Origin of the sequence: Ruminococcus albus 7 = DSM 20455 (assembly GCF_000179635.2) — a bacterium.
Taxonomy (GTDB): domain Bacteria; phylum Bacillota; class Clostridia; order Oscillospirales; family Ruminococcaceae; genus Hominimerdicola; species Hominimerdicola alba.
In genome coordinates this window covers 3,026,151-3,051,198 of sequence record NC_014833.1, presented here as the reverse complement: position 1 = coordinate 3,051,198, position 25,048 = coordinate 3,026,151, and the positions used below count along the sequence as shown (strand labels likewise).

Here is a 25,048-nt window from a genome sequence, read left to right as displayed (position 1 = left end):
CTCCTTATCTTACATATGCATAGAGCACTTCTTCGTTGTATAGAATAATCAACTCATCTAATTCATTTAAACTATTATTAGAGTTATATTTGAACATTTTAACTATTTCATCTACGCTTTGCCAATCTGATACTAAAGTTCCATCATCAAAATATTTTTCTGGATTATTTAAATTTAACACTACATTAGATGTCTGCTGCCTAGATTTCTTTAGTACTTCTTTTTTTATAGTTGTTAAATTTTGGGTGGAAGGGGAATAGATATCGTATACTTTTCCTTCTATTCTACAATCTGGATTAGTTTTGATATCTTTACCATAACCATTTCCGATTATTTTACCATCTACTTCTTTGTAAACCTCTGGTAGCATTTCTACATCATATCCATTTTCCGCAAGATGTTCAGCCGCTTGCTTTTCGCCCATATCTCCCCAAGACTTCTTATTAGAAAATGGAGCTCCGTATGGTTCATATTTTAGATTTGAAGGATGTGTTGTTGATCTTTTTTGATTATCAATTATATAGCTTTCAACATCAAAAGTATCATCAAATACGCTAAAGTCAAATTTTACGTTTTCTTCTACGTCTTTGGGGACTTTATAAGCATCTTGTAACAATTGCGCAGAGACTCCCCACATCCACTCAGCTAAAAACCAATGATAACAAACATACCATTCTTCGTAACCATGTGCCTGTATTTCTGCCCAAGAGGTTCCATTTTTGTAATTACAATATTCGCCATAATAAAATTTCAATGAATCTATATCACATACTAAACCAATATCTTTAAGACCTTGCTGTACGCCATCGACATCATAATCAGCATATTGTCTGAACACATTAATGTATGTAATACATTGAATTGGGGTAGCATCGAATCGAGTACAGAATTTTGATAAATAATAGATTTCAAATTTTTCAGCAGAATTAAAAAACTCTATTACAGTTTTCTCATCTTCAGTTAATGGTGTTAATGGAAATTCATCCTCATCATCTGGTATTCCATCGCCATCCGAATCTAACAAACCATCCTTAGTAATTTTGATTGTCAAATAATTTTTGATAGCGTTTGCTGTATCCCACTTACCGTTTACCTTTGCAGCGATAGCAACATAGTAAGTCGAACTGGATAATATGGAATTCTCTGGAGTAGTGTAGCTTGTGGTCGTAGCAGGGATATCCTGTGTCTGTATTCTCCACTTGCCTGCAAGATATACAAGTATGCCGTATTTTTCAGCAAGTAATATCTTATTCCATGTAAATTTTACCTGGTGATATTGTTCGTTGTATTCGTATTTGATTTTGGTAGGATATGTGGGTTGATATGCTTCGAAAAGATAGTAAGTGTTATAACCATCATTATCAATAACGGCATATTCTCCGTTACCGCTGACATGTTTCAATTTTGGAATTCTTTTAATCCAGCCATAACCGTTTCGAAGAGCAGCTTTTTCTGGTATATTTCTGAAATTTATGCCAAGAGTAAGTGATTTAAGCTTTTTGCAATCTTTGAACATATCGGTCATATTTGTAGCACTGCTTGTATCAAAACTGCTTAGATCCAGGCTGGTAAGGTCTTTACAGCCATAGAACATAGATTTCAGATCTGTAACATTGCTTGTATCAAATCTGCGCAAATCAAGTGAAGTTAAGTCATGACAGGAATAGAACATTTCTCTCATATCCGTTACTTTGCTTGTATCAAATCCGCTAACATCAAGTGTGGTTAAATTTTTACAGTAAAAGAACATACCACTCATGTTTGTTACTTTGCTTGTATCAAATCTGCGCAAATCAAGTGAAGTTAAGCCATTACAGAAATAGAACATTTCTCTCATATCCGTTACTTTGCTTGTATCAAATCCGCTAACATCAAGTGTGGTTAAACTTTGGCAGAAATAGAACATACCTCTTGTAGTTGTAGCATTACTTGTATCAAATCCGCTTACATCAAGTTTGGTCAGTTTGTCACAAAAGTAGAACATATTTCCCATAGATGTTACTTTGCCTGTATCAAAACCACTTACATCAAGTGTGGTAAGATTATAACAATTAAAGAACATAGCACCCATACTTGTAACCTTGCTTGTATCAAAACCGCTTACATCAAGTGAAGTCAAAGCGTAACAAGAATCAAACATTTGTATCATATTTGTAACATTACTTGTATCAAAACTGCTAACATCGACTGAAGTCAATTTTGTACAATTTTTGAACATTTGTGTCATATTTGTAACATTACTTGTATTAAAACCGCTTAAATCGAGTGATGTCAGTCCGGAACTAGTGAACATAGCAACCATATCTGTAACCTTGCTTGTATCAAAACTGCTAACATCAACTGAAGTCAGATTGGAACAATAAGAGAACATTTGACCCATGCTTGTAACATTGCTTGTATCGAAGTTCCTAATGTTAAGTGATGTTAGGTTGTAACAACGTGAGAACATGAAACTCATTTTTTTAACATTGCTTGTATCCGCCTTTGAAAGGTCGATAGAAGTACAATTTTCTAAGTATGAAAATAGATAGCTACAATTTTCAGGAAGGACAGTTCCATTTTTAGCTACAACAGATTTAATATCAGTCTTAATATTAATTGAACGTTTAAATTCGGATAAGGTGTCTTTGTCCACCACACCGCTAAGTGTAAGTTCACCTGTTGTTGCATTGAAAGAATAACAACCATTATCAGAAGTTGCTGCCTGCGCAGTTATGCTCTGTTTTATAAACGGAACACCATAGCTTGCTTCGCCGTATAGCATACATAATGACAATGCTATCGCTAATAATTTTTTTACTTTCATTTTATTCCTCCTATACTGTTTTCACCAATATGGCAATGTGAATCATATTTTATAAATAACTCACAGATAAAAATTATATCATATTAAAGTATAAAGTGTCAACAGGTTAATTATTAATTCAGAAATACCAACATAATACGTTGATCAACTAAGCTCTTTCTCGATGTTATATACAATTCGCCATCGGCATAAATAACAACTTTAGACCGTCCCATATGTGCAAAACATAAAATATTTTAAACTTTTTGTAAAGCAGGGGTATTAAAACACGTTCATCTTTCCTTATACAAGTGAAAAAGGAGGTCGATATATTGAGAGAACTGAAAACAAAATCCTGCGAGGAGATCATGACCACGCTGTACAAACCAACAGTGTTTGCAGTCGAAGGTCTCATCTCGCAGGGGCTGTACATTCTAGCAGGCTCGCCCAAGGCCGGAAAATCGTGGTTGGCTCTGGAACTTTGCCTTGCAATATCGAAAGGAGAAAAACTGCTGGAACGTCCGACACGGCAAGGTACGGCGCTGTATTTTTGTCTCGAAGACAGCTGGCAGAGGATACAAAGTCGGTTGTATGAACTGACCGATGAGCCATCGGAGAAGCTTCACTTTGCGCTGAAAGCGGATACTATCAGCGATGGTCTGTGCGAACAGATAGTAAAGTTCAAGTCGGAGCATGATGACCTGCGGCTGGTGGTCATCGATACGTTGCAGATGGTGCGGAGCGAAACGGACAACAGCTACGGCAGTGACTATGCTGAGTTGATACCGCTGAAATCTCTGGCTGAACAGCTTGACATAAGCATAGTTCTTGTTCATCATCTGCGTAAAGCGATGGACAGCGATCCGTTTAATATGATCTCGGGCAGCACTGGTCTGAATGGTTGCGTGGACGGTATGCTTGTTCTGAAAAAGGACAAGCGGTGCGGCGGGCAGGCTGTGCTGTATGCGACGGGTCGTGATATTGAAGACAGTGAATTGTCCCTTGCGAGAAAGGGCGCACGCTGGTTACTTACTGATGAACGTGAGGACAAGCCGCCCGATACTTTTGTGTTCGCAGTCCATGACATGATGTCGGAGAAAGAAAAGCTGTCAGCAACGGCGACCGAGTTGAGTGCAGAACTTGAAAACCGATTCGGTATGCACTTGCCAAGCAACATGGTCAGCAAGAAACTCATGCAGCACTGGCAGGAGTTGAATGGCTATGGTATACGATTCCAGATCAAACGCAGTCACGGAAAACGTTGGCTGGAGCTGACCTACGACCGAGCGGGTGACAGCAGTGACGGCAGGTTGCTGTACCCCGAGAGCTGCTGTCCAGCCGGCACCCGAAGTGTCGAAAAGCCTTTAGATACATTGTCTGAGCAGGGTGACGGCTCAGCTGTGGGTGACGGCAAAGGTCGTGAGGGTGACGGTTCAGGCAGTGAGTATGTACTCATCAACGGCAAGCGTGTACCTATCGTGAGAATGTCATTCGAGGATATTGTCCTTAGAAGTGCCACGAGATTAAGGCAAAAAATCTAAGAAAAGCGAGGTATCCTGGTGCCGGAGTTGAAACTCGGAACGTGAGCCGATTTGTGCCCGACAAATATCGCCTGTCGGGTAGTTAGTCCACCACGCCAACAAAACGCCACACAAGCGATTTGTGCGCGGCTGTGAGCGATATTGTTGCGGAATAGTATGATTCGATATTTACCCGTATCGTATTATTCGGGCAGATATATCAGGAGGAAACGATGTGCAGGTTAAAGTGCGGCGTCAATTCGCCGCAAATCTCACAGCGGACGGCAACGCCGACCGCATTCTACGGGGGTTTTGGCGTATCGGGAATTGGTGTCAATCACGCAAATTGCTGAAAAGTGTGGTGTCAATATTTCAAAAATCGCGAGATAAGTGCGTAGGTACGCGGGTTTTGCGTGGCGTCAAGCCCTAAATTTCAATAGAAAGACTAACTATCAAAAGTCAACCCCTAAAAATGAAGATTAACAAAAATTTCAAACAACAGGCTGATATGGCGAATGAGACTTTTCAAGAGCAAAAATGAGTCTGACGAGTTTCTTGACAGCGTGAGATAATGCAACATTGTAATGTTTGCCCTCGGCTCGCTTCTTGGCGAGATAATCTTTGAATGTCTTGTCCCAGGTGCAGACGAATTTGGCAGCGTTGTAGAGAGCATAGCGAAGATACTTTGAGCCGCGCTTTTCCATCTTGGCATAACAATTCGTCAGCTGTCCCGATTGGTATGTAGAGGGCGACATTCCCGCAAATGCAAGTACTTTGTCGGGTGTTGCGAAGTTTGAAAAGTCACCGACCTCTGCGAGGATCATAGCGACAGTTGAATAGCTGAGACCGGGAACGGTCAGAAGTGTAGTGTCGGTTGCATCGACCAGCTTCTTTATCTCGGTTTCTATCTCATCTATCTGCTCGGTCAGGTCAGCAATGAGCTTTATGGTGTGCCTGAGTTCCAGCGACTTTGCAGGCATTACAGAGCCGACAGAGCGTCTTGCGGCACCTCTGATCTGAATAGCTTTGTCCTTGCCGTAGTGACCTTTGGAAGTCTCTGAAAGCAGATTGGCAAGCCTTGTAAGGTGAGCATTTGCGATATGCTGCGCTGAAGGAAACTCGCTCAAAAGAGTATAGACAGACTTCATGTGCAGCGAAGGCACGAGCGCTTCAAGTTCGGGAAAGAGAATAGTCACAAGCCTTGATACGGAGGTCTTGAGCTTTGCACGCTCGGAAACCTTGTCAAATCTGTATCTGGTCATTGACTTTAGCTCTTCGCTCTGATATAATGTATTTGTGTAGGGCTTTAGGTCTACGCAAGACATTAGCATAGAAGCAATCACGCGCGCATCTGCCTTGTCTGTCTTCGTTTTACGAAGTGTAAGGCTTTTTCGGTAAAGATTAGTGTGCAAAGGGTTCAGAACGTAGGTTGGCAGGCCGTTGTTCAACAGAAATCCCAACAGATTGTAGCTGTAATGTCCCGTAGCCTCGAGTCCTACTTTTATTATGTCAAAATTTTCGGTAACGGACTTGATGTTATCAAGCAGGATATTAAAGCCGTCAAGAGTGTTTGGGATAGTGAACACATCAAAGAGTACTGTACCTTCAGAATCAACAATAAAGCAGTCATGCTTGTCCTTTGCCACATCAATACCAACAACGATCATAATGATACCTCCAAAAATTATTGATGCTGTTTAGATCCACAGAGACTCTACGCTAATGTAACCTCGTTCTAAATAAACCGTCGGGCGGTATCTAACTGATCAACAAATTGCATAGAGACTGCGGTCGGAGCCTTTCGTAAACCGTCATACGGTAGGAAGATCAAACCAATCCACAGCATCTAAACAATATTATACCATAGTTCTTGGAGAGGAACTCTAAAAACTACTACTTTTATTATACGAGGAAGATCAAAAATGAACAGCAAATTTATCACAAGACAGAACTCATGAGACATCAAGGAGAGTGATAACAACATGGCTGAAACCAAAACAGAAAATAAAATAACTATGCTAACGATAAAAGAAGCTGCTGCACTTGTGGACGGACTAACAGAGTACCGCATCCGCGAGATGTGCAGGTCGGGTGAACTGCCTTGCTTCAAAGCGGGCAAAAAATATCTGATCAACAAAGAGATACTGCACAAATACCTGAACGGCGAGTTAGTGGTTCGGTAGAAAAAGATGTTGCAGAAATTAACGTTTGCGTGTCAACTGGATATGCCCGTCAGTCTGTGGTAGAATGGCGTTGCCGACAGGCAAATATAAATCGAAAGGACGAAACACATGGCGTACATTGAAAAACGTAAAACAAGAAAGGTGAAGTTACATCATACCGCATTCGTGCGTACTGCGGTTATGATGTGCACGGAAAGCAGATGGTTCGGTTCAGGACATGGAAACCACCTGAAAATATGTCTGTCAAACAAGCTGAAAAAGAGGTACAGCGCATTGCGATACTGTTCGAGGAGGAGTGCGCGCATGGTCAGGTGACTGCGGCTGTCAAGTTCCAGAAAGTAATTGAGATGTGGGCGACCGAATATGCTGAACTCAATCACCGCAGTACGACACTTCAGCGTGAACATCTCATTGCAGACAGGGTCATTCCTGCGCTGGGACATCTGCGCATAGACAAGATAACTGCGCGGGACATTCAGAAATTCATCAACTCACTTGCAAAGCCGGGTGCAAACAAGCGCAACGGAAAACCGCTGTCGCAAAAGACAATGCGGCATCATTTATCTTTCATCTCATCCATATTCGAGTATGCGATAAGGCTGGACATGGTGAATACAAATCCGTGTTCAAAAGTCATGATACCTAAAATAGATGCAAGCGGGAAAGCGTACAAGAAACCCGAGAAGCACATCTACACAAAAGAACAGGCACGTGAGTTCATGAAGATTCTTCGTGAAGCGCCGATGAAATACAAGGTGTTTTTCACACTGGCTATATACACGGGTTGCAGGCGTGGAGAACTGCTTGGCATCGAATGGAAGAATATTGATTTTGAACGTGGCACTGTAAAGATCGACCACACTTCAAACTACACTGCAGACAAGGGTATATACTCCGATGCGACAAAGACAGAGAGATCCACGCGGATGGTCGATCTTCCGCCTGCTGTCATCGGTCTGCTGAAAGCATACAAGCATGATCAGGATAGCTACAAAGCCAATCTCGGAGACGAGTGGCAGGAACACGACCGCCTGTTCACAAAATGGGACGGTCAGCCCATGCATCCGAACACGCCATACACATGGCTGATGCGAGAGTGTGAACGCAGGAATTTCCCATTCTATGGACTTCACAGCTTCAGGCATTTCTTTGCATCGGTCGAGATCGAAGCAGGAGTTGATCCGACCACAGTTGCTGCAATGTTAGGTCACAGCACGCCTGTGACTACGATGTCTACTTACAGTCATTACTTCGCAGAGAGCAAGCGCAGGGCGAGCAATATTATGGCGGAGGTAATCGAGGGGAAAGAAGCTGGCTAACACCCAAATAACACCCAAACAAAAATCGGCGGGAGCTCTATACACAGGGCTCCCGCCGAAACTTTTTCCCCAATAAGGTCCAAAATAAAGTCCAAACCTCGATTTCGGGCATGAAAAAACCTCGCAAACGCCGTGTTTACGAGGTCTTGTTTTGGTGCGGCAAACGGGACTTGAACGATAGCCGCTGCCCATTGTAATTGAATGTTATCTCAGCTTATCTGCGATGTTGCGGAGTTTCTGAGGTCTGCGTTTCAAGTGATTTGAAGTGGTCTCAAGCAGTCTTTGGCGGAGATAAAGTCCAAATAAGGTCCGAATAGTAATTCTTAACTTCTAAATAGAAACTCTTTTTCAATGCGATTCTTAGGTAAGTATCAATTCCAAATCTTTCTATGTCTGTTTGAAATAACTATCGTCATCAAAGCAAGAACTGCCGCCTGAATAACATTTGCAACGATAACTGCATTTCTTACAGCCGCATGAAGCTGTTCCTCAACAACAGACTTTACCTCAATTCTGTCCGTACCTGCACTTACCAGTTCATTCTCCATTGCAATCACACTTATATTCTGAACGCAGGTATTATATGTTGAAGAAAAGCCGATCACCGAGATCACAACATTCAATACTATCAAAGCCGCTGTAAAACCAATATAGAATTTCATCGGGATATCGGGTATATTATCCAAAGACTTCTTTTTTAGTTCGTTCTGCGTCAGTATAAGCGAAACTATCATGGCAGCCGCATTGAAAACACCTGTGACCAGCACCATAAGCCAGCAAACAGAAGTTCCATGAACACCAAGTGCCTTAAACAGCAATGCCGTTACGACACGCCCCAGTATAGTTGCAATAATACCAACGATTATCAGATTGATTATAAACTGTACTATAAATTTTGATTTGAAATTGCTCATTGTTATCACTCCTCTGCTCTGAAATTATCAAGGATATACTTGTTTTTGTAGCAGTATACGTCACAATATTTCATAGAAGACTGCTCTGTAACTATTCTAGCCATATAAGGTACGCTTTTAAACGAAAATTCTTCACTATTGTCACCCACTTTTACGCTAATCGTAAAAGTGTATGTATCATAGATGCCAAAATCACGCTTCAATTCTTTGCCGACTATACGCCCTTTTATACATATTCCATTTTTTAAGACAATATATTTGCATATCATATATTTTACGCTAGTTACACAACTTATCGTAATCAAAGTGCCACTTATTGCGAATAAAAAAAATAACGTATCAAAAGATAAAAATACATACTCTATTATGTTATATCCGCATACTATCGCTATTATAGATTTAACCACAATAAGAATAACTGCAAATATAATACCAAGCTTTGCATAACCAAGTTCGTATTCTGCTTTTGTTATATATGCTTTCTTCATAATTATTCACCATAATCATTAAAAAACAGAATTTCTGAATTTTAATGAAGATTTAAGCTTATAATACTTATCTGTTATTCTTTTGACTTTATTTACATTATCAACTGCGGTATCATAAGTATACTCATAATCACAAAACAGTGAACTAATCAAAGTGTATTCTTCAGCGGTTTTACATACTTGGTTTTCAGCTATCATTCTAACCTGAGCCAGTGTTTCTAAATATTCAAACGAATATTTATCCGATACTTCATAATATAAATTAGTAGATATCTCAACGATGTCAAAAGAAGTATAACTTTTATAAAATATTCATACCAAATCTTTCTGCTTCACAGCGTTCAAAATCCGCTGCACACTTTAGCAGTTCAAAAGGATAATTAAATATATCTGTATCTCGTAATTCCTTTATTTCTCCCAGACTTTTCATTATCCAAGTACCACCCGTATCCGCTAAGACAAAGATGTCAATATCAAACTTTTCAACCAAATAATTAATTACCTTAAAGAAAAACCTTAAATTCTCAACTTCATTATCAGTTTCATTTTTTGAAAAGACTTCAAATGTCAATTCCCAGCTCAATTCGAATCCATATTCTTCCTTAACACAATCTGCTCCATATTCAGGACCATAAATATATATTAGAAGAGGATAACATGCAATAATATCGTCGTCATCATCGACCTGTTTTTTATTTGATAACTCTTTTAATATGTCTATTATACTTTGGTGTAATTCATCTCTGTCGATAGGCTTTTCAACATAAAAATTGTACTCCATAAAATGTTCTCCTTATCTTTCACATGCACAGATTAATTCTTCGTTGTATACCCTCACTCATGATATCATTATACTATCTCCCACCAGCAAAGTCAACTACCGAAAACATTATTATGGCGGAGATCATATAGAAAAAAGAAGCAAGCTAACACCCAAACAAAATTCGGGAGACCGCTCATCTGCGCAATCTCCCGATAGCGTTTTCCCCAATAAGGTCCAAAATAAAGTCCAAACCTGGATTTTGGGCATGAAAAAACCTCGCAAACGCCGTGTTTACGAGGTTTTGTTTTGGTGCGGCAAACGGGACTTGAACGATAGCCGCTGTCCATTGTAATTGATTGTTATCTCAGCTTATCTGCGGTATTGCGACGTTTCTGAGGTCTGCGTTTCAAGTGATTTGAAGTTGTCTAAAGCAGTCTTTGGCGGAGATAAAGTCCGAATAAGGTCCGATATATATTAGATATAAGTAACCATTCTATTATTACATATCAAAACCCTTGCTGTCATATTTCAGTACGTTATCTAAATTCTCAATTATGTTTTTGAATTTCAATTCGATCATACTCATTTGCTACTGAAGATGATAGCATAATTGCACAGAAAAGTAAAGCATAAATGTATTCTGTATTTTGGTTATTTATCAGCAGCAGCGATCTCACCTTTGAGTAAGTTTATTAGAACTGTTATGATTTAGGAGGAAAAGTATGGTTAAGGCTTTGATTGGTGGGTAAAGCGAACATTCTATTATCGAATGCCCATTGTTTTCAAGCCAATCTATCATGTCATCGAACAATCCGATTTCATATCAGAAATGTGAACCAAGAATTATAAGATGGACATAACCACTCAGTCCCTTAATTTGTTTTCACGCTTTACATAGTTCGGATATTATATCCATTTTGACTTAGACGTTTCGTTTTGCCAAATGATATTTCCATAATAGTCTTTGACTGTATGGTAGCCAGTGCATTTCGCTGTGCCAAAATCCTTTCCCTGGACAGTTTTAGTGCATTCCGATACATAAGTACGATTATAAACACTTTTTGTGGGAGAATTTGTGTATTTTTGTTTTGCATTGGATACATAAAGCTGGCACATTACGATCATAGTCCAGTCAGGGATCCCATCACTTGTACCTGAAGACGGAAGAATAAGCTCAGATGACACTTCGCCGTAAACATCAGTCCTTCTTTTGCCCCAATAGCCATTTTCTATAACGTTACAAGAATCATAAATTTTAGATACTGCGTATCCATTTGAATTTGCAGTTTTCATACGTTTAACTCCATTGGGCGAAACAGAGATATTACCTGAAGGGCCATCGTATCCTCGAATCGTAGCACTTACAACAGTTGGAGCCTCTTTATCAGATTTTAGCTCAGCAGCATTAGCAGGGACAACTGCAACTGATGATAATGTTGAAATGATGATAGCTGTTGTGATGCATAAAAGTGATTTAATTCTTTTCATTTTTTACCTCCTAGATTATGCAACGTTTAGTTTGATGATTGAATATATTGATAATAACATACGTTATTATACGCTATTTTTTGGTATCTTTCCAATTCTTCATAATCGGTCTGACAAATATACGGAACTAATATATAAGTAATTTGTTTCGTTTCAGATTGCAATTTAGGAATATTTATGTAACCATCTTCACCAATTTTTGAGTTGCTAATAAAATAACTATTTTCCAAATCAAAGGTTACAATCCCATTTTCATCTAACGCCATAACAGCAAAAGGAATATCATCTTTTAAATGTGCATTATATTCGTTTACAAAATGCTCACCATAATAAATTAGACTAATATTAAATTGCAATAATAAATCCTTCTCATTACTTTCTATTGCCATTATTTCAAATGATGGAGATTCAATAGTATTCTTTGAAAAAACAACTTCCGCTTCATCAGAAATTTGAAAAACATCATTAGATGCTGTATTTATGCCAAGTCGTAAAAAGCTGAATGCACGCATACTATCATGTTGAATCTTTGTATTGTTTTTTATATACCATATTATATCATGGTGTTGATAATTTAAATTATCAACCTTTATTTTGTAATGAGCTTCTACAAATTCACCATTTGAATTCGGCAAATCAAGAACAAATGTTTTATCGTTAAGCCATTTATCGTCCTTTTTCATATAAAAATCTCTTTGTGAATAATTATCTATCATTCCAATCTCCAATTCAAAGGAAATATCGGAACGATAGTTGATTTTTAAATCCACTTCAGTTTCATTTTTTACAATATTAATTGTCTTTACACTTTCCCCATTATTTAGCAGTTCCATTTGTGTTAGTATATTATAATCCATTGTTTCTGTACCATCCTCAGTTTTGATAGAAGAACACGAAAAAAACGTCAAAGAAATTATTACAAAAGTTATTAACCATAGTATGTTTTTAGTATGCATCATATCACCGGCTGAAATTATATCACAATCCTTATCAAAAGTCAACACCCATTGCTCAAAGTTAAAAAGAATTCATCAAAGCTATGAATAATTCGTGAGGTTGTATCATTCTAATGCAACATCGTATAATTACAAATTCATCAAAAGTGGCTTCACGAAAAAAGAGAAAGCCACAAGCAATCCACTCAAATTCCGTGTAATTGGCGCACTAGATTAGATTGACAAGGTTTTCCGCCAGCTAGATACAGATTCACTAATGCGAATCCATTTTTAAGCTCTGCAATCATAGTATCACAATTGCTTATATCCCGTAATCCTGCTCACAGTTGCTCAAAGATTTATAGACAATTATAAAGAATCAATCAATAAAACCTTAACAGAGTATGTCTCTATAAGCCAAATTTGTTGGTACAGAAACAGAAGAACTCAGCTGGACTTTTGCTGACTGGAAGTTCCTTGCCGATACAGACAAAGACAGTCTGCCTAACATTATTGAAAAAGAAATAGGAACAAAGCCTTATGACGCAGATACCGATGGCGATTTTCGGCCTGATGGATATGAATATCTCACACTTATCACTAATCCGTTAAAATTTGATACATACGATAATGGTGTATCCAATTATGATGAGGATTTCGACAATGATGGTCTTTTCAAACAGTAAGGAATGCGAGATCGGTACCAGACCATTTAATGAAGATACAGACGGAGATCACCTTAAAGACGGTGAAGAGGTAAATACATACTTTACCAATCATCTTGAAGTTGATACCGATAAAGACGGTTTGAATGATAATGACGAGATCTATTTCGGCACCACCGATTCCAAAGATTCCGATTCAGATGACAATGGAATTCTTGACGGCGCAGAGAAGCGTTTCCAGACATTTACACACAAGGTAGTGAACGAAGACTGTGCTGTGACCGAAGTTATCGTTTCTATGGAGGGTACAGGAAATCTTCAGAAGGCAACTAATGTCGAAAGTGTTATGAACAAGGATATGCTTTGCACTGGTGTAGTTGGTCTTGTTGGTGAACCATTCTCTATTGAAACTACATACGAGTATCGAGTGTCAACACACTAATAATCGATTCAGAAATAAAAACATAATACATTAATTAACTAAGTGATTTCTCAATACTATACACAATTTAACTTCAGCATAAATGGCAACTTAAGGCCACTCAATATATGCAAAACATAGAATATTTTAAATTTATTGTAAACAAGGGGTGTAAAAAACCGGACATCTTACCCTATACAAGTAAGAGAAAAACAGATCTGCACATCTAACAATTTCATACCCTGCTGAATGTTCAAAAAATAAAAAGTTTTTAAATATTCTGTAAAGCAGGGGTATCAAAACACGTTCATCTTTCCTTATACAAGTGAAAAGGAGGTCGATATATTGAGAGAACTGAAAACAAAATCCTGCGAGGAGATCATGACCACGCTCTACAAGCCGACAGTGTTCGCAGTAGAGGGTCTCATCTCACAGGGACTGTACATTCTTGCAGGCTCACCCAAGGCCGGAAAATCGTGGTTGGCTCTGGAACTTTGCCTTGCAATATCGAAAGGAGAAAAACTGCTGGAACGTCCGACACGGCAAGGTACGGCGCTGTATTTTTGTCTCGAAGACAGCTGGCAGAGGATACAAAGTCGGTTGTATGAACTGACCGATGAGCCATCGGAGAAGCTTCACTTTGCGCTGAAAGCGGATACTATCAGCGATGGTCTGTGCGAACAGATAGTAAAGTTCAAGTCGGAGCATGATGACCTGCGGCTGGTGGTCATCGATACGTTGCAGATGGTGCGGAGCGAAACGGACAACAGCTACGGCAGTGACTATGCTGAGTTGATACCGCTGAAATCTCTGGCTGAACAGCTTGACATAAGCATAGTTCTTGTTCATCATCTGCGTAAAGCGATGGACAGCGATCCGTTTAATATGATCTCGGGCAGCACTGGTCTGAATGGTTGCGTGGACGGTATGCTTGTTCTGAAAAAGGACAAGCGGTGCGGCGGGCAGGCTGTGCTGTATGCGACGGGTCGTGATATTGAAGACAGTGAATTGTCCCTTGCGAGAAAGGGCGCACGCTGGTTACTTACTGATGAACGTGAGGACAAGCCGCCCGATACTTTTGTGTTCGCAGTCCATGACATGATGTCGGAGAAAGAAAAGCTGTCAGCAACGGCGACCGAGTTGAGTGCAGAACTTGAAAACCGATTCGGTATGCACTTGCCAAGCAACATGGTCAGCAAGAAACTCATGCAGCACTGGCAGGAGTTGAATGGCTATGGTATACGATTCCAGATCAAACGCAGTCACGGAAAACGTTGGCTGGAGCTGACCTACGACCGAGCGGGTGACAGCAGTGACGGCAGGTTGCTGTACCCCGAGAGCTGCTGTCCAGCCGGCACCCGAAGTGTCGAAAAGCCTTTAGATACATTGTCTGAGCAGGGTGACGGCTCAGCTGTGGGTGACGGCAAAGGTCGTGAGGGTGACGGTTCAGGCAGTGAGTATGTACTCATCAACGGCAAGCGTGTACCTATCGTGAGAATGTCATTCGAGGATATTGTCCTTAGAAGTGCCACGAGATTAAGGCAAAAAATCTAAGAAAAGCGAGGTATCCTGGTGCCGGAGTTGAAACTCGGAACGTGAGCCGATTTGTGCCCGACAAATATCGCCTGTCGGGTAGTTAGTCCACCACGCCAACAAAACGCCACACAAGCGATTTGTGCGCGGCTGTGAGCGATATTGTTGCGGAATAGTATGATTCGATATTTACCCGTATCGTATTATTCGGGCAGATATATCAGGAGGAAACGATGTGCAGGTTAAAGTGCGGCGTCAATTCGCCGCAAATCTCACAGCGGACGGCAACGCCGACCGCATTCTACGGGGGTTTTGGCGTATCGGGAATTGGTGTCAATCACGCAAATTGCTGAAAAGTGTGGTGTCAATATTTCAAAAATCGCGAGATAAGTGCGTAGGTACGCGGGTTTTGCGTGGCGTCAAGCCCTAAATTTCAATAGAAAGACTAACTATCAAAAGTCAACCCCTAAAAATGAAGATTAACAAAAATTTCAAACAACAGGCTGATATGGCGAATGAGACTTTTCAAGAGCAAAAATGAGTCTGACGAGTTTCTTGACAGCGTGAGATAATGCAACATTGTAATGTTTGCCCTCGGCTCGCTTCTTGGCGAGATAATCTTTGAATGTCTTGTCCCAGGTGCAGACGAATTTGGCAGCGTTGTAGAGAGCATAGCGAAGATACTTTGAGCCGCGCTTTTCCATCTTGGCATAACAATTCGTCAGCTGTCCCGATTGGTATGTAGAGGGCGACATTCCCGCAAATGCAAGTACTTTGTCGGGTGTTGCGAAGTTTGAAAAGTCACCGACCTCTGCGAGGATCATAGCGACAGTTGAATAGCTGAGACCGGGAACGGTCAGAAGTGTAGTGTCGGTTGCATCGACCAGCTTCTTTATCTCGGTTTCTATCTCATCTATCTGCTCGGTCAGGTCAGCAATGAGCTTTATGGTGTGCCTGAGTTCCAGCGACTTTGCAGGCATTACAGAGCCGACAGAGCGTCTTGCGGCACCTCTGATCTGAATAGCTTTGTCCTTGCCGTAGTGACCTTTGGAAGTCTCTGAAAGCAGATTGGCAAGCCTTGTAAGGTGAGCATTTGCGATATGCTGCGCTGAAGGAAACTCGCTCAAAAGAGTATAGACAGACTTCATGTGCAGCGAAGGCACGAGCGCTTCAAGTTCGGGAAAGAGAATAGTCACAAGCCTTGATACGGAGGTCTTGAGCTTTGCACGCTCGGAAACCTTGTCAAATCTGTATCTGGTCATTGACTTTAGCTCTTCGCTCTGATATAATGTATTTGTGTAGGGCTTTAGGTCTACGCAAGACATTAGCATAGAAGCAATCACGCGCGCATCTGCCTTGTCTGTCTTCGTTTTACGAAGTGTAAGGCTTTTTCGGTAAAGATTAGTGTGCAAAGGGTTCAGAACGTAGGTTGGCAGGCCGTTGTTCAACAGAAATCCCAACAGATTGTAGCTGTAATGTCCCGTAGCCTCGAGTCCTACTTTTATTATGTCAAAATTTTCGGTAACGGACTTGATGTTATCAAGCAGGATATTAAAGCCGTCAAGAGTGTTTGGGATAGTGAACACATCAAAGAGTACTGTACCTTCAGAATCAACAATAAAGCAGTCATGCTTGTCCTTTGCCACATCAATACCAACAACGATCATAATGATACCTCCAAAAATTATTGATGCTGTTTAGATCCACAGAGACTCTACGCTAATGTAACCTCGTTCTAAATAAACCGTCGGGCGGTATCTAACTGATCAACAAATTGCATAGAGACTGCGGTCGGAGCCTTTCGTAAACCGTCATACGGTAGGAAGATCAAACCAATCCACAGCATCTAAACAATATTATACCATAGTTCTTGGAGAGGAACTCTAAAAACTACTACTTTTATTATACGAGGAAGATCAAAAATGAACAGCAAATTTATCACAAGACAGAACTCATGAGACATCAAGGAGAGTGATAACAACATGGCTGAAACCAAAACAGAAAATAAAATAACTATGCTAACGATAAAAGAAGCTGCTGCACTTGTGGACGGACTAACAGAGTACCGCATCCGCGAGATGTGCAGGTCGGGTGAACTGCCTTGCTTCAAAGCGGGCAAAAAATATCTGATCAACAAAGAGATACTGCACAAATACCTGAACGGCGAGTTAGTGGTTCGGTAGAAAAAGATGTTGCAGAAATTAACGTTTGCGTGTCAACTGGATATGCCCGTCAGTCTGTGGTAGAATGGCGTTGCCGACAGGCAAATATAAATCGAAAGGACGAAACACATGGCGTACATTGAAAAACGTAAAAACAAGAAAGGTGAAGTTACATCATACCGCATTCGTGCGTACTGCGGTTATGATGTGCACGGAAAGCAGATGGTTCGGTTCAGGACATGGAAACCACCTGAAAATATGTCTGTCAAACAAGCTGAAAAAGAGGTACAGCGCATTGCGATACTGTTCGAGGAGGAGTGCGCGCATGGTCAGGTGACTGCGGCTGTCAAGTTCCAGAAAGTAATTGAGATGTGGGCGACCGAATATGCTGAACTCAATCACCGCAGTACGACACTTCAGCGTGAACATCTCATTGCAGACAGGGTCATTCCTGCGCTGGGACATCTGCGCATAGACAAGATAACTGCGCGGGACATTCAGAAATTCATCAACTCACTTGCAAAGCCGGGTGCAAACAAGCGCAACGGAAAACCGCTGTCGCAAAAGACAATGCGGCATCATTTATCTTTCATATCTCATCCATATTCGAGTATGCGATAAGGCTGGACATGGTGAATACAAATCCGTGTTCAAAAGTCATGATACCTAAAATAGATGCAAGCGGGAAAGCGTACAAGAAACCCGAGAAGCACATCTACACAAAAGAACAGGCACGTGAGTTCATGAAGATTCTTCGTGAAGCGCCGATGAAATACAAGGTGTTTTTCACACTGGCTATATACACGGGTTGCAGGCGTGGAGAACTGCTTGGCATCGAATGGAAGAATATTGATTTTGAACGTGGCACTGTAAAGATCGACCACACTTCAAACTACACTGCAGACAAGGGTATATACTCCGATGCGACAAAGACAGAGAGATCCACGCGGATGGTCGATCTTCCGCCTGCTGTCATCGGTCTGCTGAAAGCATACAAGCATGATCAGGATAGCTACAAAGCCAATCTCGGAGACGAGTGGCAGGAACACGACCGCCTGTTCACAAAATGGGACGGTCAGCCCATGCATCCGAACACGCCATACACATGGCTGATGCGAGAGTGTGAACGCAGGAATTTCCCATTCTATGGACTTCACAGCTTCAGGCATTTCTTTGCATCGGTCGAGATCGAAGCAGGAGTTGATCCGACCACAGTTGCTGCAATGTTAGGTCACAGCACGCCTGTGACTACGATGTCTACTTACAGTCATTACTTCGCGGAGAGCAAGCGCAGGGCGAGCAATATAATGGCAGATGTCATAGAGGGGAAAGAAGCTGGCTAACACCCAAATAACACCCAAACAAAAATCGGCGGGAGCTCTATACACAGGGCTCCCGCCGACACTTTTTCCCGGGTAAGGTCCAAAATAAAGTCCAAACCTGGATTTTGGGCATGAAAAAACCTCGCAAACGCTGTGTTTACGAGGTTTTGTTTTGGTGCGGCAAACGGGACTTGAATAAGTAATAGCATATTTGTTCTGGTGCTATATCGATATCTATCGTATCAAAACGTAGTATTTCGTGCGCATGAATGCTGCATATCGTGGTATAATAAAATTGATCGTATCACATCGTTAGTACACAAACAGTACACTCCACCCGAGTTTGCGGTCAGGCGGAGTGTTTTTGGTTTATTTTTTATTTTCGCTGCGTTCTTCCCAGTCGGATAATATCCTTAATATCTCTTTTGTGTTATCCGACAATCTTAGAATAGCTATGACCATTATAAGCTGTATTAAAGCAACACATACCAAACCGATCAATACTCCTACTCCGTCTTCCATAGTTATTTCGACCTCCATTCTGAATTAGTAATTTAAGATTTATATTGATATCATTGCAATGCAAAAATATCAACATTGTTTATTATCATAATTAGTTATCACACTCATTGTATTGCAGTAGTCACTAATAGTATCTATTGGACGTTATTCTATTGCAAACATATCTTTCAGTTCCTGTGTTTTGTACTGTTTATATGCCGAAACTCCAACATCATCTTTGCTAAGATACTCACACGCTTCGTCAAAAGATAATCCTTTGCTTTCAATATCAGATTTGAAGTATGTTTCAAAATCATAAGGTGCAAACTCCATAGATGACCAATTATCATCATATGTACATACTGCACCACTATATATAGCCTCACTATATACAAATGCCCTTCCAGTAAAATCGAAATAACTATCGGCTTTGTATTTTTCAACGATTTTATTCCCTATCTCACTGTTAGCTTCTGAATTTGAAAAATCTACAATTTCAGCCATTTTTCCATTCATTGTATCCATATTTCCAGTAAAAACATTATATCCTACTGCCGCAATTTCCCTTGCTATATTGGTTAAATCTAAATTATTGCATCTGTCAGTCTCGGGATAATACACTAAGCAATAGTTTTCTTCTGTTCCGCGATCAGTAATTATTTTGATGGAGTCAATACTATAATTGTTAGTTGTATTATACTCAATAGAAACATGACAATCTGATAATTTACTGTCATAAATACCATTTACAGTGTTTACAATATCCGCTTCTGTTGTTCCTGATTCATATTTATCCCCCCCGTCATATGTATCTCGTCCCAATTCTATTCGTATCTCTTCTATGGGATTTCCATTACTGAAAGGATGATCTTTTAAAGCATCATAAATAGCTTTAAGCTGCTCCTTGTAGTCGTTCTCTGTCGGCTCTCTGTTTTGATCATCCTCCGATGAAACCTGCTCCGTTGTTTTAGCCTGTGTTTCAGTTTGTTCCTCACTTCCGCAAGAACCGAAAACCATTCCTGCCATGACCATTGATAGTAAAATTGCTAGTATTTTTTTCATACTAAGACCCTCCTTTTTATCCGTTTCCGTATAGTTGTTTTGCCACATCTAAAGCCTTTTGGATATGTTCATCATCTGTATCGGTAGCCATATCAGTCACCCACGAGCATTTATTTTTATCCTCGACCTTTACAACTACCAGATCACCACCTGCTTCTCCGTACATTGCAGTTTTTGAAGTGACTTCCATATAAACAAAACATGGTTATCCCTTTAACACACCACAGATAATTTACAATGCTGTCCAAATAAACAGACCTCAAAAACCGGAAAATATAGTATAATAGTGACAGGAAACGAAAGGAGCTGTCGCTATGTCAAAAAGATTTCCGAAACCTGAGATCACACTTGATGGGATATATTCAAAGTTCGCAGATGAAAGCTTTTGCAAGGATTTTCTGCTTGATATCCGCTTTGAAAAGGGCTTTGCCTGCCCGTTTTGCGGTGGCTCTGAGTACCGCAGGATAAGGTCACGCCATCTGCTGCGCTGCAAGTTCTGTAAAGCAGATATATCCGCCACAAACGGAACTTTTATGCACAGAACACATATTCCGCTCAGACTGTGGATAGTCACCGCATTCCTCATTATGAGCAACAAATGCAGTGTTTCTGCTGTTACGCTGATGAGGTCTTTGGGGGTGACCTACAAGACTGCATGGTACATCCTTCACCGCATCAGAAAAGCTATGAAATGCCGTGAAGAACGCTATTTGCTCGACGGAATCGTTGAACTTGATGACACGTATCTCGGTGCTCCGACTCACGGTAAAAAGCGCGGCAGAGGTACTGAAAAAGTCAAGATGATCGTAGCTTTATCGAAGAACGCAGCAGGAAATCCCGAGTACGTTAAAATGAGAGATGTGCCGAATTTAAAGGGTATAACTGTGGGTAGATTTGCCAGGGATAATATCCGCGCTGGCTCGAAGATCGAGAGTGATAATGCTCGAAGTTACAAGAAACCGTTGGCACAGAAATACTTCCATGTTTTTGAAACATATGATCCGACAAGCGGTCAGCTGAATTGGATGCATAAAGTTATATCAAACTTCAAAGCAATGATCATGGGAACTTACCACGGAAACGAAAAGATCCACACAGCGTTATATGCTGCCGAATACTGTTACAAATTCAACCGTCGTAAGCTGGGAAACAGTGCGTATTTAAGGCTTTTGGCTGCTTTGGTGCAGTGATCTTACTTGTGGTGTGTTAAGGGGATAACCATAAAACAAAATACACATCACCCGAATGATCAAGTATCTTGGGTTTTGTATGGCTCACCGACGCATTTACTTCCGTGTCTTTTACTGCCTTTTCTTTATCTTTCATTATGTCCTCAACATACTTCAATACCTGTTCTTCTTTGTTCACAGGCGTATCGGGAATAAAATTCAGCACAAATGGCGTTGCAAAAATAATGATAAGTATTATTATACCGATCACAGCACCCTTTTTTTGAGACGGTGTCATTCCGTTTTGGACAGCTTCCTGTCCTTGCTCTATCTCATCAGCCTCTCTCCTCAATCCCATTCGCCACAAAAATACTCCCAGCGCAGTTACAGAGGCTGAAATAAGAAGGAATAAACCATCACCGGATTCACCCAATGCTAAGAATACATATAAATCATATAGTAAAAATAACCCACCTATAAAAGTAATAATAATTCCTAAAGCTATCATGAACCGCTCCTCCTTCAATTAGCTATAATCAACATTAACTCATATCGGATTAACTACATTATACACTGTTCTGTACTATTTGTCAATATCATGACATACAGTATATTTACATCATATTTGTTCATAATGTATAATGTTGGTGGTGATGTAAATGAATGACGGCAACAATAATTTAAGCCTTACCGCCGTTGGCGAGAGGATACGCTCACGCAGGGTAAAGCTGGGGCTCAGTCAGGAACAGCTGGCGGAGCTTTGCGGTATCACGCCTTCCTATGTGGGGCATATCGAACGTGCTTCAAGGCAGCTCTCACTTAATACTGCCATAAGCATTTCGACCGTGCTGGAAATAAGCCTTGATTATCTTCTGCTTGATGTCAAAAACGAGAACGGTGATGTGGGTGTTCTCGAAAGCATTTCGGCAGAATTAAAAAATCATTCACCCGAGCAGGTGAGCAAATTCCTCAACACGGTCAAAATATTAGCGGAGAATATTGATGAACTTTAAAGATCCTCCTATGGTGATTATACCACAGGAGGATCTTTTTGTCTTATGCTGACAGCATAATTTTTATATTTAACGAAAGTGCGCCAGTACATCTTCGGCAGAGTTAAAACGCTTGTCGGGGCTGATATTCGTTGCCTTGACTATAAACTTACCGAGCCTGCCTTTGGTGTACAGCGAGGCAGACGGGTGCTTGCCAGTGACTAGCTTGTTTGCGAGTATACCGAGAGAGTATATATCGCTCCTGCTGTCGGTCTGTGCAAGTCCGTACTGCTCGGGCGGGGCATAGGTAGACGTACCCAGAAGCTGTGTATCACGGCTTTTGCCCTCGGTGTATATTTTTGATATATCGAAGTCGGTTAGCTTTACCGTGCCGTCCTCTGTTACTATTACGTTGTCCTCTTTTATATCACGGTGTACGATGCCCAGCGTTTGCAGAACATACAGCGCCCTCGCTATCTGTATCACTGTCGTCCGTGCGCCCTTTTCGTTCATCGGTACAAGTTCCGAAAGGCTTATGCCCTCTATGTATTCTTCAAGGATATAGGTATAGTCCTGCTCGGTAACGACATCGTATATCCGCACTAAGTTCTCATGGCAGACCCACGAGAGACTTCGATAAACATCTGTATTACTGTCAGTGCTTAACTTACGCACTACTATATCTCTGCCCAGTCTATTGTTCCGATAGCGTATCAGTGTACTGTTTTCCTTGCTGTTAAGCACCGATACAAGCGTGTATTCGGCAGATAAAATTTCCGAGAGGTTTATATTACCGCCCCCTTGTAAAATCAGATAAAGCGTGTTATTATAATCTATAATACAGCAAATAAAAAGGAGTAGATCACCATGAAAAAATCCACAGACGAACTGCTTAATGAAATCAGATCTGCCGATAGCATCGACAGCTATCTTTCGGACAACGTCGAGAACATATCTTGCAAAAAGGTTTCCGAAATGCTTGAAAATATCCTTGCCGAAAAGGGTCTTGTAAAATCCGAAGTTATAGCTAAGTCGGAAATAAGCCAGGTATATGCCTATCAGATATTTTCGGGGGTCAAGGAAGCTCCTGCCCGTGACAAAGTGCTCTCTATACTTATAGCTATGAGTCTTTCCCTTGACGAGGTGCAGAGCTTTTTAAAGCTGTCGGGATATCCTTTCCTGTATGCAAAAAAGAAGCGTGACAGCATTATCATCTTCTGCATAGAGAACAGAAAGTCCGTCATCGAAACAAACAACGAGCTTTATTCTCGCGGTGAAGCAACATTATAGCTTTTCGGCTGTGATAATGTACTCTGTATAGAACATATCGGGGTAGTCATTGCATATTATCTCAAAAGAATAGCCATTCTCGGTAAAATTGCCGTCCCTGCCGCTGAGATCAGTGCTGAAAAATATGTCACCCAGTGCAGATAATATCTCTTCTCCATGCTCGTTATTGCCCTCTGCGGAAATATCATTCAGCCGTATGATAAAGCTTGCATTACCGTCCGTATCCGTGCCTATAAATATCCTTGCCCCGCCCTTGTCGGCAAACGAAAACATTGTGGTGTCTCCGTCCTGCTCGGCGGATATATCTTCAGCACTCTCCACACCGAAATACTTAGGCGGATGTGTACCGCACCAGTCCTTTATATCGGCATACAGGCTCTCGGGTGTGATGCCTTGTTCCGTGATATGCTCATTTACCGAACTGTCTGCAGAACTCTCAGTTTCATCGTGACTTTCAGCAGAACTGCTTTCATCAGTAACAATATTATCAGGTATGCTTTCGGTCATACTATCGACCCACGAATCAACATCACTTGTAAAACTTTCTGTTTCCGATACATCGGCACTTACTTCAGTGTCTGTGTTATTTTTTTGTACGGAAATATCGTTATGTCCTCTTGCAGCAAAATATACAGCCGCCCCTGTCACGATACAAGCACACAGGACTATTATAAAAACTAAACTGTTCTTTTTCCTGCCTTTCGCTCCTATCTCAATAGCCTGCGGCTCGGCAAGCACAGTCATGCAGTGCGGACAAAACCGCATACCCTCGGGAACTTCACCCCCGCAGTGAGGGCAGACAAATGTGTTCATAAGCCCCTCCCCTTAAATTTCTTTATCGGGTATATTATAACATTAAATCCTACAATATGCAATACGAGTATGTTCGGATAGAGTTTATATATTTTTTATAACTTAAATAAATAATCATGTGAAGGCAGCCTAACAAAATAAAAATATCTGTTTTCTTATTTTTGTAGTTAACATAAAAAGGCAAAATAAAAAAAGCAATGCCGATTTTTGTTTACGACATTGCTTTTGTATAAGTAGTTTTTATTTCAGTTTGTGTAGTTGTGGTTTATTCAGGTTTATTGCTAATAAAAATACTGTACAATGCGTTTTACGTTCTCGTCAGTATAAACATACTGCCACACTGTCCGCTCCTTTATACAAGCTAATTTAATAGCTCATACGAGCTCCGCAGTTTGCGCATATATGGTCTGCATCTTTCCTGCTGATATCATATCCGCAGTAACTGCATTTTAAATAAAAGCCATCTGGAACACCATCACACTCAACATATTTCCAATACGCTCTTTCAGCTCTTCTATCATGTTCATTTATTCTAAGTTTTTTATGCTGTTCTGCTAAGTTCATTATAATCATATATTTTCTCTCCTCAATCATAGTGTTAACTCAACTAAGACAAACCAAAACAAACCATCTAATATAAGAGTAATGACTGTTATTTAGACATATCAAAAACACTATTACATCACTTTTCCTACTATCTGCGAGTTTATATCGCTTCATGAA

24 protein-coding genes and 1 pseudogene are annotated in these 25,048 nt (G+C 40.6%); 10 read left to right on the top strand and 15 right to left on the bottom strand.

What is annotated here, in order from left to right:
• Positions 1-4: 4 nt before the first annotated feature.
• Positions 5-2,806 (bottom strand): BspA family leucine-rich repeat surface protein, encoded by a 2,802-nt coding sequence (locus RUMAL_RS20875; protein WP_013499300.1) that lies wholly within the window; start codon positions 2,804-2,806, stop codon positions 5-7.
• A gap of 311 nt (positions 2,807-3,117) precedes the next feature.
• On the opposite strand from RUMAL_RS20875, the gene RUMAL_RS13745 reads away from it, so the two are divergent.
• Positions 3,118-4,326, top strand: a complete 1,209-nt coding sequence (locus tag RUMAL_RS13745) for an AAA family ATPase (RefSeq protein WP_013499292.1) — start codon at positions 3,118-3,120, stop codon at positions 4,324-4,326.
• 470 nt (positions 4,327-4,796) lie between these two features.
• Here RUMAL_RS13745 and RUMAL_RS13735 read toward each other — a convergent pair whose 3' ends face one another.
• Complete coding sequence (locus RUMAL_RS13735) at positions 4,797-5,972, bottom strand: IS110 family RNA-guided transposase (protein WP_013497097.1); 1,176 nt, start codon at positions 5,970-5,972, stop codon at positions 4,797-4,799.
• 315 nt (positions 5,973-6,287) lie between these two features.
• Here RUMAL_RS13735 and RUMAL_RS13730 point away from each other — a divergent pair, with 315 nt between their 5' ends.
• Positions 6,288-6,488, top strand: coding sequence for a helix-turn-helix domain-containing protein (locus RUMAL_RS13730; protein ID WP_013499291.1), 201 nt, complete (start codon positions 6,288-6,290; stop codon positions 6,486-6,488).
• Between the two features lie 185 nt (positions 6,489-6,673).
• A complete protein-coding gene (locus RUMAL_RS13725) occupies positions 6,674-7,807 on the top strand; it encodes a tyrosine-type recombinase/integrase (protein WP_242843391.1) in 1,134 nt (377 codons plus the stop codon).
• Between the two features lie 371 nt (positions 7,808-8,178).
• On the opposite strand, the gene RUMAL_RS13720 is transcribed toward RUMAL_RS13725, so the two are convergent.
• From RUMAL_RS13720 to RUMAL_RS13700, 5 genes are all read right to left on the bottom strand, one after another.
• A complete protein-coding gene (locus RUMAL_RS13720; RefSeq protein WP_013499298.1) occupies positions 8,179-8,721 on the bottom strand; it encodes a hypothetical protein in 543 nt (180 codons plus the stop codon).
• A 5-nt stretch (positions 8,722-8,726) separates the two neighbouring features.
• Positions 8,727-9,209, bottom strand: a complete 483-nt coding sequence (locus RUMAL_RS13715) for a hypothetical protein (RefSeq protein WP_013499297.1) — start codon at positions 9,207-9,209, stop codon at positions 8,727-8,729.
• Positions 9,210-9,510: 301 nt separating this feature from the next.
• On the bottom strand, positions 9,511-9,990 hold the full coding sequence (locus tag RUMAL_RS13710) for a hypothetical protein (RefSeq protein WP_013499295.1): 480 nt from the start codon (positions 9,988-9,990) through the stop codon (positions 9,511-9,513).
• An 888-nt stretch (positions 9,991-10,878) separates the two neighbouring features.
• A complete protein-coding gene (locus tag RUMAL_RS13705) occupies positions 10,879-11,460 on the bottom strand; it encodes a hypothetical protein (protein WP_013499294.1) in 582 nt (193 codons plus the stop codon).
• A gap of 26 nt (positions 11,461-11,486) precedes the next feature.
• On the bottom strand, positions 11,487-12,461 hold the full coding sequence (locus RUMAL_RS13700) for a hypothetical protein (RefSeq protein WP_154662909.1): 975 nt from the start codon (positions 12,459-12,461) through the stop codon (positions 11,487-11,489).
• A 597-nt stretch (positions 12,462-13,058) separates the two neighbouring features.
• Between RUMAL_RS13700 and RUMAL_RS13695 the strand changes: the two genes are divergently transcribed.
• Positions 13,059-13,502, top strand: a complete 444-nt coding sequence (locus RUMAL_RS13695; RefSeq protein WP_028504474.1) for a hypothetical protein — start codon at positions 13,059-13,061, stop codon at positions 13,500-13,502.
• A gap of 324 nt (positions 13,503-13,826) precedes the next feature.
• On the top strand, positions 13,827-15,035 hold the full coding sequence (locus RUMAL_RS13690) for an AAA family ATPase (protein ID WP_013499292.1): 1,209 nt from the start codon (positions 13,827-13,829) through the stop codon (positions 15,033-15,035).
• A gap of 470 nt (positions 15,036-15,505) precedes the next feature.
• Here RUMAL_RS13690 and RUMAL_RS13680 read toward each other — a convergent pair whose 3' ends face one another.
• Positions 15,506-16,681 carry an IS110 family RNA-guided transposase gene (locus RUMAL_RS13680; protein ID WP_013497097.1) on the bottom strand — a complete coding sequence of 392 codons (1,176 nt, stop codon included), beginning with the start codon at positions 16,679-16,681 and terminating at the stop codon, positions 15,506-15,508.
• 315 nt (positions 16,682-16,996) lie between these two features.
• Here RUMAL_RS13680 and RUMAL_RS13675 point away from each other — a divergent pair, with 315 nt between their 5' ends.
• A complete protein-coding gene (locus RUMAL_RS13675) occupies positions 16,997-17,197 on the top strand; it encodes a helix-turn-helix domain-containing protein (protein ID WP_013499291.1) in 201 nt (66 codons plus the stop codon).
• A 108-nt stretch (positions 17,198-17,305) separates the two neighbouring features.
• Positions 17,306-18,519: pseudogene (locus RUMAL_RS23020) on the top strand (tyrosine-type recombinase/integrase).
• 348 nt (positions 18,520-18,867) lie between these two features.
• Here RUMAL_RS23020 and RUMAL_RS21865 read toward each other — a convergent pair.
• From RUMAL_RS21865 to RUMAL_RS21860, 3 genes are all read right to left on the bottom strand, one after another.
• Entirely contained in the window at positions 18,868-19,020 is a 153-nt protein-coding gene (locus RUMAL_RS21865; protein WP_013499290.1) for a hypothetical protein, read from the bottom strand.
• A 144-nt stretch (positions 19,021-19,164) separates the two neighbouring features.
• A complete protein-coding gene (locus RUMAL_RS13665; protein WP_013499289.1) occupies positions 19,165-20,061 on the bottom strand; it encodes a hypothetical protein in 897 nt (298 codons plus the stop codon).
• A gap of 16 nt (positions 20,062-20,077) precedes the next feature.
• The gene (locus RUMAL_RS21860; RefSeq protein WP_013499288.1) at positions 20,078-20,251 is read right to left on the bottom strand and encodes a hypothetical protein; all 174 of its coding nucleotides are present in this window, start codon (positions 20,249-20,251) and stop codon (positions 20,078-20,080) included.
• Between the two features lie 124 nt (positions 20,252-20,375).
• Between RUMAL_RS21860 and RUMAL_RS13660 the strand changes: the two genes are divergently transcribed.
• Positions 20,376-21,251 carry an IS1595 family transposase gene (locus RUMAL_RS13660; RefSeq protein ID WP_013497884.1) on the top strand — a complete coding sequence of 292 codons (876 nt, stop codon included), beginning with the start codon at positions 20,376-20,378 and terminating at the stop codon, positions 21,249-21,251.
• Positions 21,252-21,267: 16 nt separating this feature from the next.
• Here RUMAL_RS13660 and RUMAL_RS13655 read toward each other — a convergent pair whose 3' ends face one another.
• Positions 21,268-21,738, bottom strand: a complete 471-nt coding sequence (locus RUMAL_RS13655) for a hypothetical protein (RefSeq protein ID WP_013499287.1) — start codon at positions 21,736-21,738, stop codon at positions 21,268-21,270.
• 151 nt (positions 21,739-21,889) lie between these two features.
• Here RUMAL_RS13655 and RUMAL_RS13650 point away from each other — a divergent pair, with 151 nt between their 5' ends.
• Positions 21,890-22,243, top strand: coding sequence for a helix-turn-helix domain-containing protein (locus RUMAL_RS13650; RefSeq protein WP_013499286.1), 354 nt, complete (start codon positions 21,890-21,892; stop codon positions 22,241-22,243).
• Positions 22,244-22,312: 69 nt separating this feature from the next.
• Here RUMAL_RS13650 and RUMAL_RS21855 read toward each other — a convergent pair whose 3' ends face one another.
• A complete protein-coding gene (locus RUMAL_RS21855) occupies positions 22,313-22,897 on the bottom strand; it encodes a serine/threonine-protein kinase (RefSeq protein ID WP_157865481.1) in 585 nt (194 codons plus the stop codon).
• 192 nt (positions 22,898-23,089) lie between these two features.
• On the opposite strand from RUMAL_RS21855, the gene RUMAL_RS21850 reads away from it, so the two are divergent.
• Complete coding sequence (locus RUMAL_RS21850; RefSeq protein ID WP_013499284.1) at positions 23,090-23,512, top strand: hypothetical protein; 423 nt, start codon at positions 23,090-23,092, stop codon at positions 23,510-23,512.
• Here the strand turns inward: RUMAL_RS21850 and RUMAL_RS13635 are convergent.
• Both RUMAL_RS13635 and RUMAL_RS13630 read right to left on the bottom strand, forming a co-directional pair.
• Positions 23,507-24,325: a zinc ribbon domain-containing protein gene (locus tag RUMAL_RS13635; RefSeq protein WP_013499283.1), complete on the bottom strand. Its 819-nt coding sequence runs from the start codon at positions 24,323-24,325 to the stop codon at positions 23,507-23,509. The two genes, RUMAL_RS21850 and RUMAL_RS13635, sit on opposite strands and share 6 nt — an antisense overlap.
• A 366-nt stretch (positions 24,326-24,691) precedes the next feature.
• Positions 24,692-24,919, bottom strand: a complete 228-nt coding sequence (locus tag RUMAL_RS13630) for a hypothetical protein (protein WP_154662908.1) — start codon at positions 24,917-24,919, stop codon at positions 24,692-24,694.
• Positions 24,920-25,048: the final 129 nt, after the last annotated feature.

Excerpts from the sequence above, each read along its gene's own strand:
- RUMAL_RS20875 (WP_013499300.1), bottom strand. The coding sequence starts at position 2,806 with ATGAAAGTAAAAAAATTATTAGCGATAGCATTGTCATTATGTATGCTA.
- RUMAL_RS13735 (WP_013497097.1), bottom strand. The coding sequence starts at position 5,972 with ATGATCGTTGTTGGTATTGATGTGGCAAAGGACAAGCATGACTGCTTT.
- RUMAL_RS13730 (WP_013499291.1), top strand. The coding sequence starts at position 6,288 with ATGGCTGAAACCAAAACAGAAAATAAAATAACTATGCTAACGATAAAA.
- RUMAL_RS13720 (WP_013499298.1), bottom strand. The coding sequence starts at position 8,721 with ATGAGCAATTTCAAATCAAAATTTATAGTACAGTTTATAATCAATCTG.
- RUMAL_RS13715 (WP_013499297.1), bottom strand. The coding sequence starts at position 9,209 with ATGAAGAAAGCATATATAACAAAAGCAGAATACGAACTTGGTTATGCA.
- RUMAL_RS13710 (WP_013499295.1), bottom strand. The coding sequence starts at position 9,990 with ATGGAGTACAATTTTTATGTTGAAAAGCCTATCGACAGAGATGAATTA.
- RUMAL_RS13705 (WP_013499294.1), bottom strand. The coding sequence starts at position 11,460 with ATGAAAAGAATTAAATCACTTTTATGCATCACAACAGCTATCATCATT.
- RUMAL_RS13695 (WP_028504474.1), top strand. The coding sequence starts at position 13,059 with ATGATGGTCTTTTCAAACAGTAAGGAATGCGAGATCGGTACCAGACCA.
- RUMAL_RS13680 (WP_013497097.1), bottom strand. The coding sequence starts at position 16,681 with ATGATCGTTGTTGGTATTGATGTGGCAAAGGACAAGCATGACTGCTTT.
- RUMAL_RS13675 (WP_013499291.1), top strand. The coding sequence starts at position 16,997 with ATGGCTGAAACCAAAACAGAAAATAAAATAACTATGCTAACGATAAAA.
- RUMAL_RS21865 (WP_013499290.1), bottom strand. The coding sequence starts at position 19,020 with ATGGAAGACGGAGTAGGAGTATTGATCGGTTTGGTATGTGTTGCTTTA.
- RUMAL_RS13665 (WP_013499289.1), bottom strand. The coding sequence starts at position 20,061 with ATGAAAAAAATACTAGCAATTTTACTATCAATGGTCATGGCAGGAATG.
- RUMAL_RS21860 (WP_013499288.1), bottom strand. The coding sequence starts at position 20,251 with ATGGAAGTCACTTCAAAAACTGCAATGTACGGAGAAGCAGGTGGTGAT.
- RUMAL_RS13660 (WP_013497884.1), top strand. The coding sequence starts at position 20,376 with ATGTCAAAAAGATTTCCGAAACCTGAGATCACACTTGATGGGATATAT.
- RUMAL_RS13655 (WP_013499287.1), bottom strand. The coding sequence starts at position 21,738 with ATGATAGCTTTAGGAATTATTATTACTTTTATAGGTGGGTTATTTTTA.
- RUMAL_RS13650 (WP_013499286.1), top strand. The coding sequence starts at position 21,890 with ATGAATGACGGCAACAATAATTTAAGCCTTACCGCCGTTGGCGAGAGG.
- RUMAL_RS21850 (WP_013499284.1), top strand. The coding sequence starts at position 23,090 with ATGAAAAAATCCACAGACGAACTGCTTAATGAAATCAGATCTGCCGAT.
- RUMAL_RS13635 (WP_013499283.1), bottom strand. The coding sequence starts at position 24,325 with ATGAACACATTTGTCTGCCCTCACTGCGGGGGTGAAGTTCCCGAGGGT.
- RUMAL_RS13630 (WP_154662908.1), bottom strand. The coding sequence starts at position 24,919 with ATGATTGAGGAGAGAAAATATATGATTATAATGAACTTAGCAGAACAG.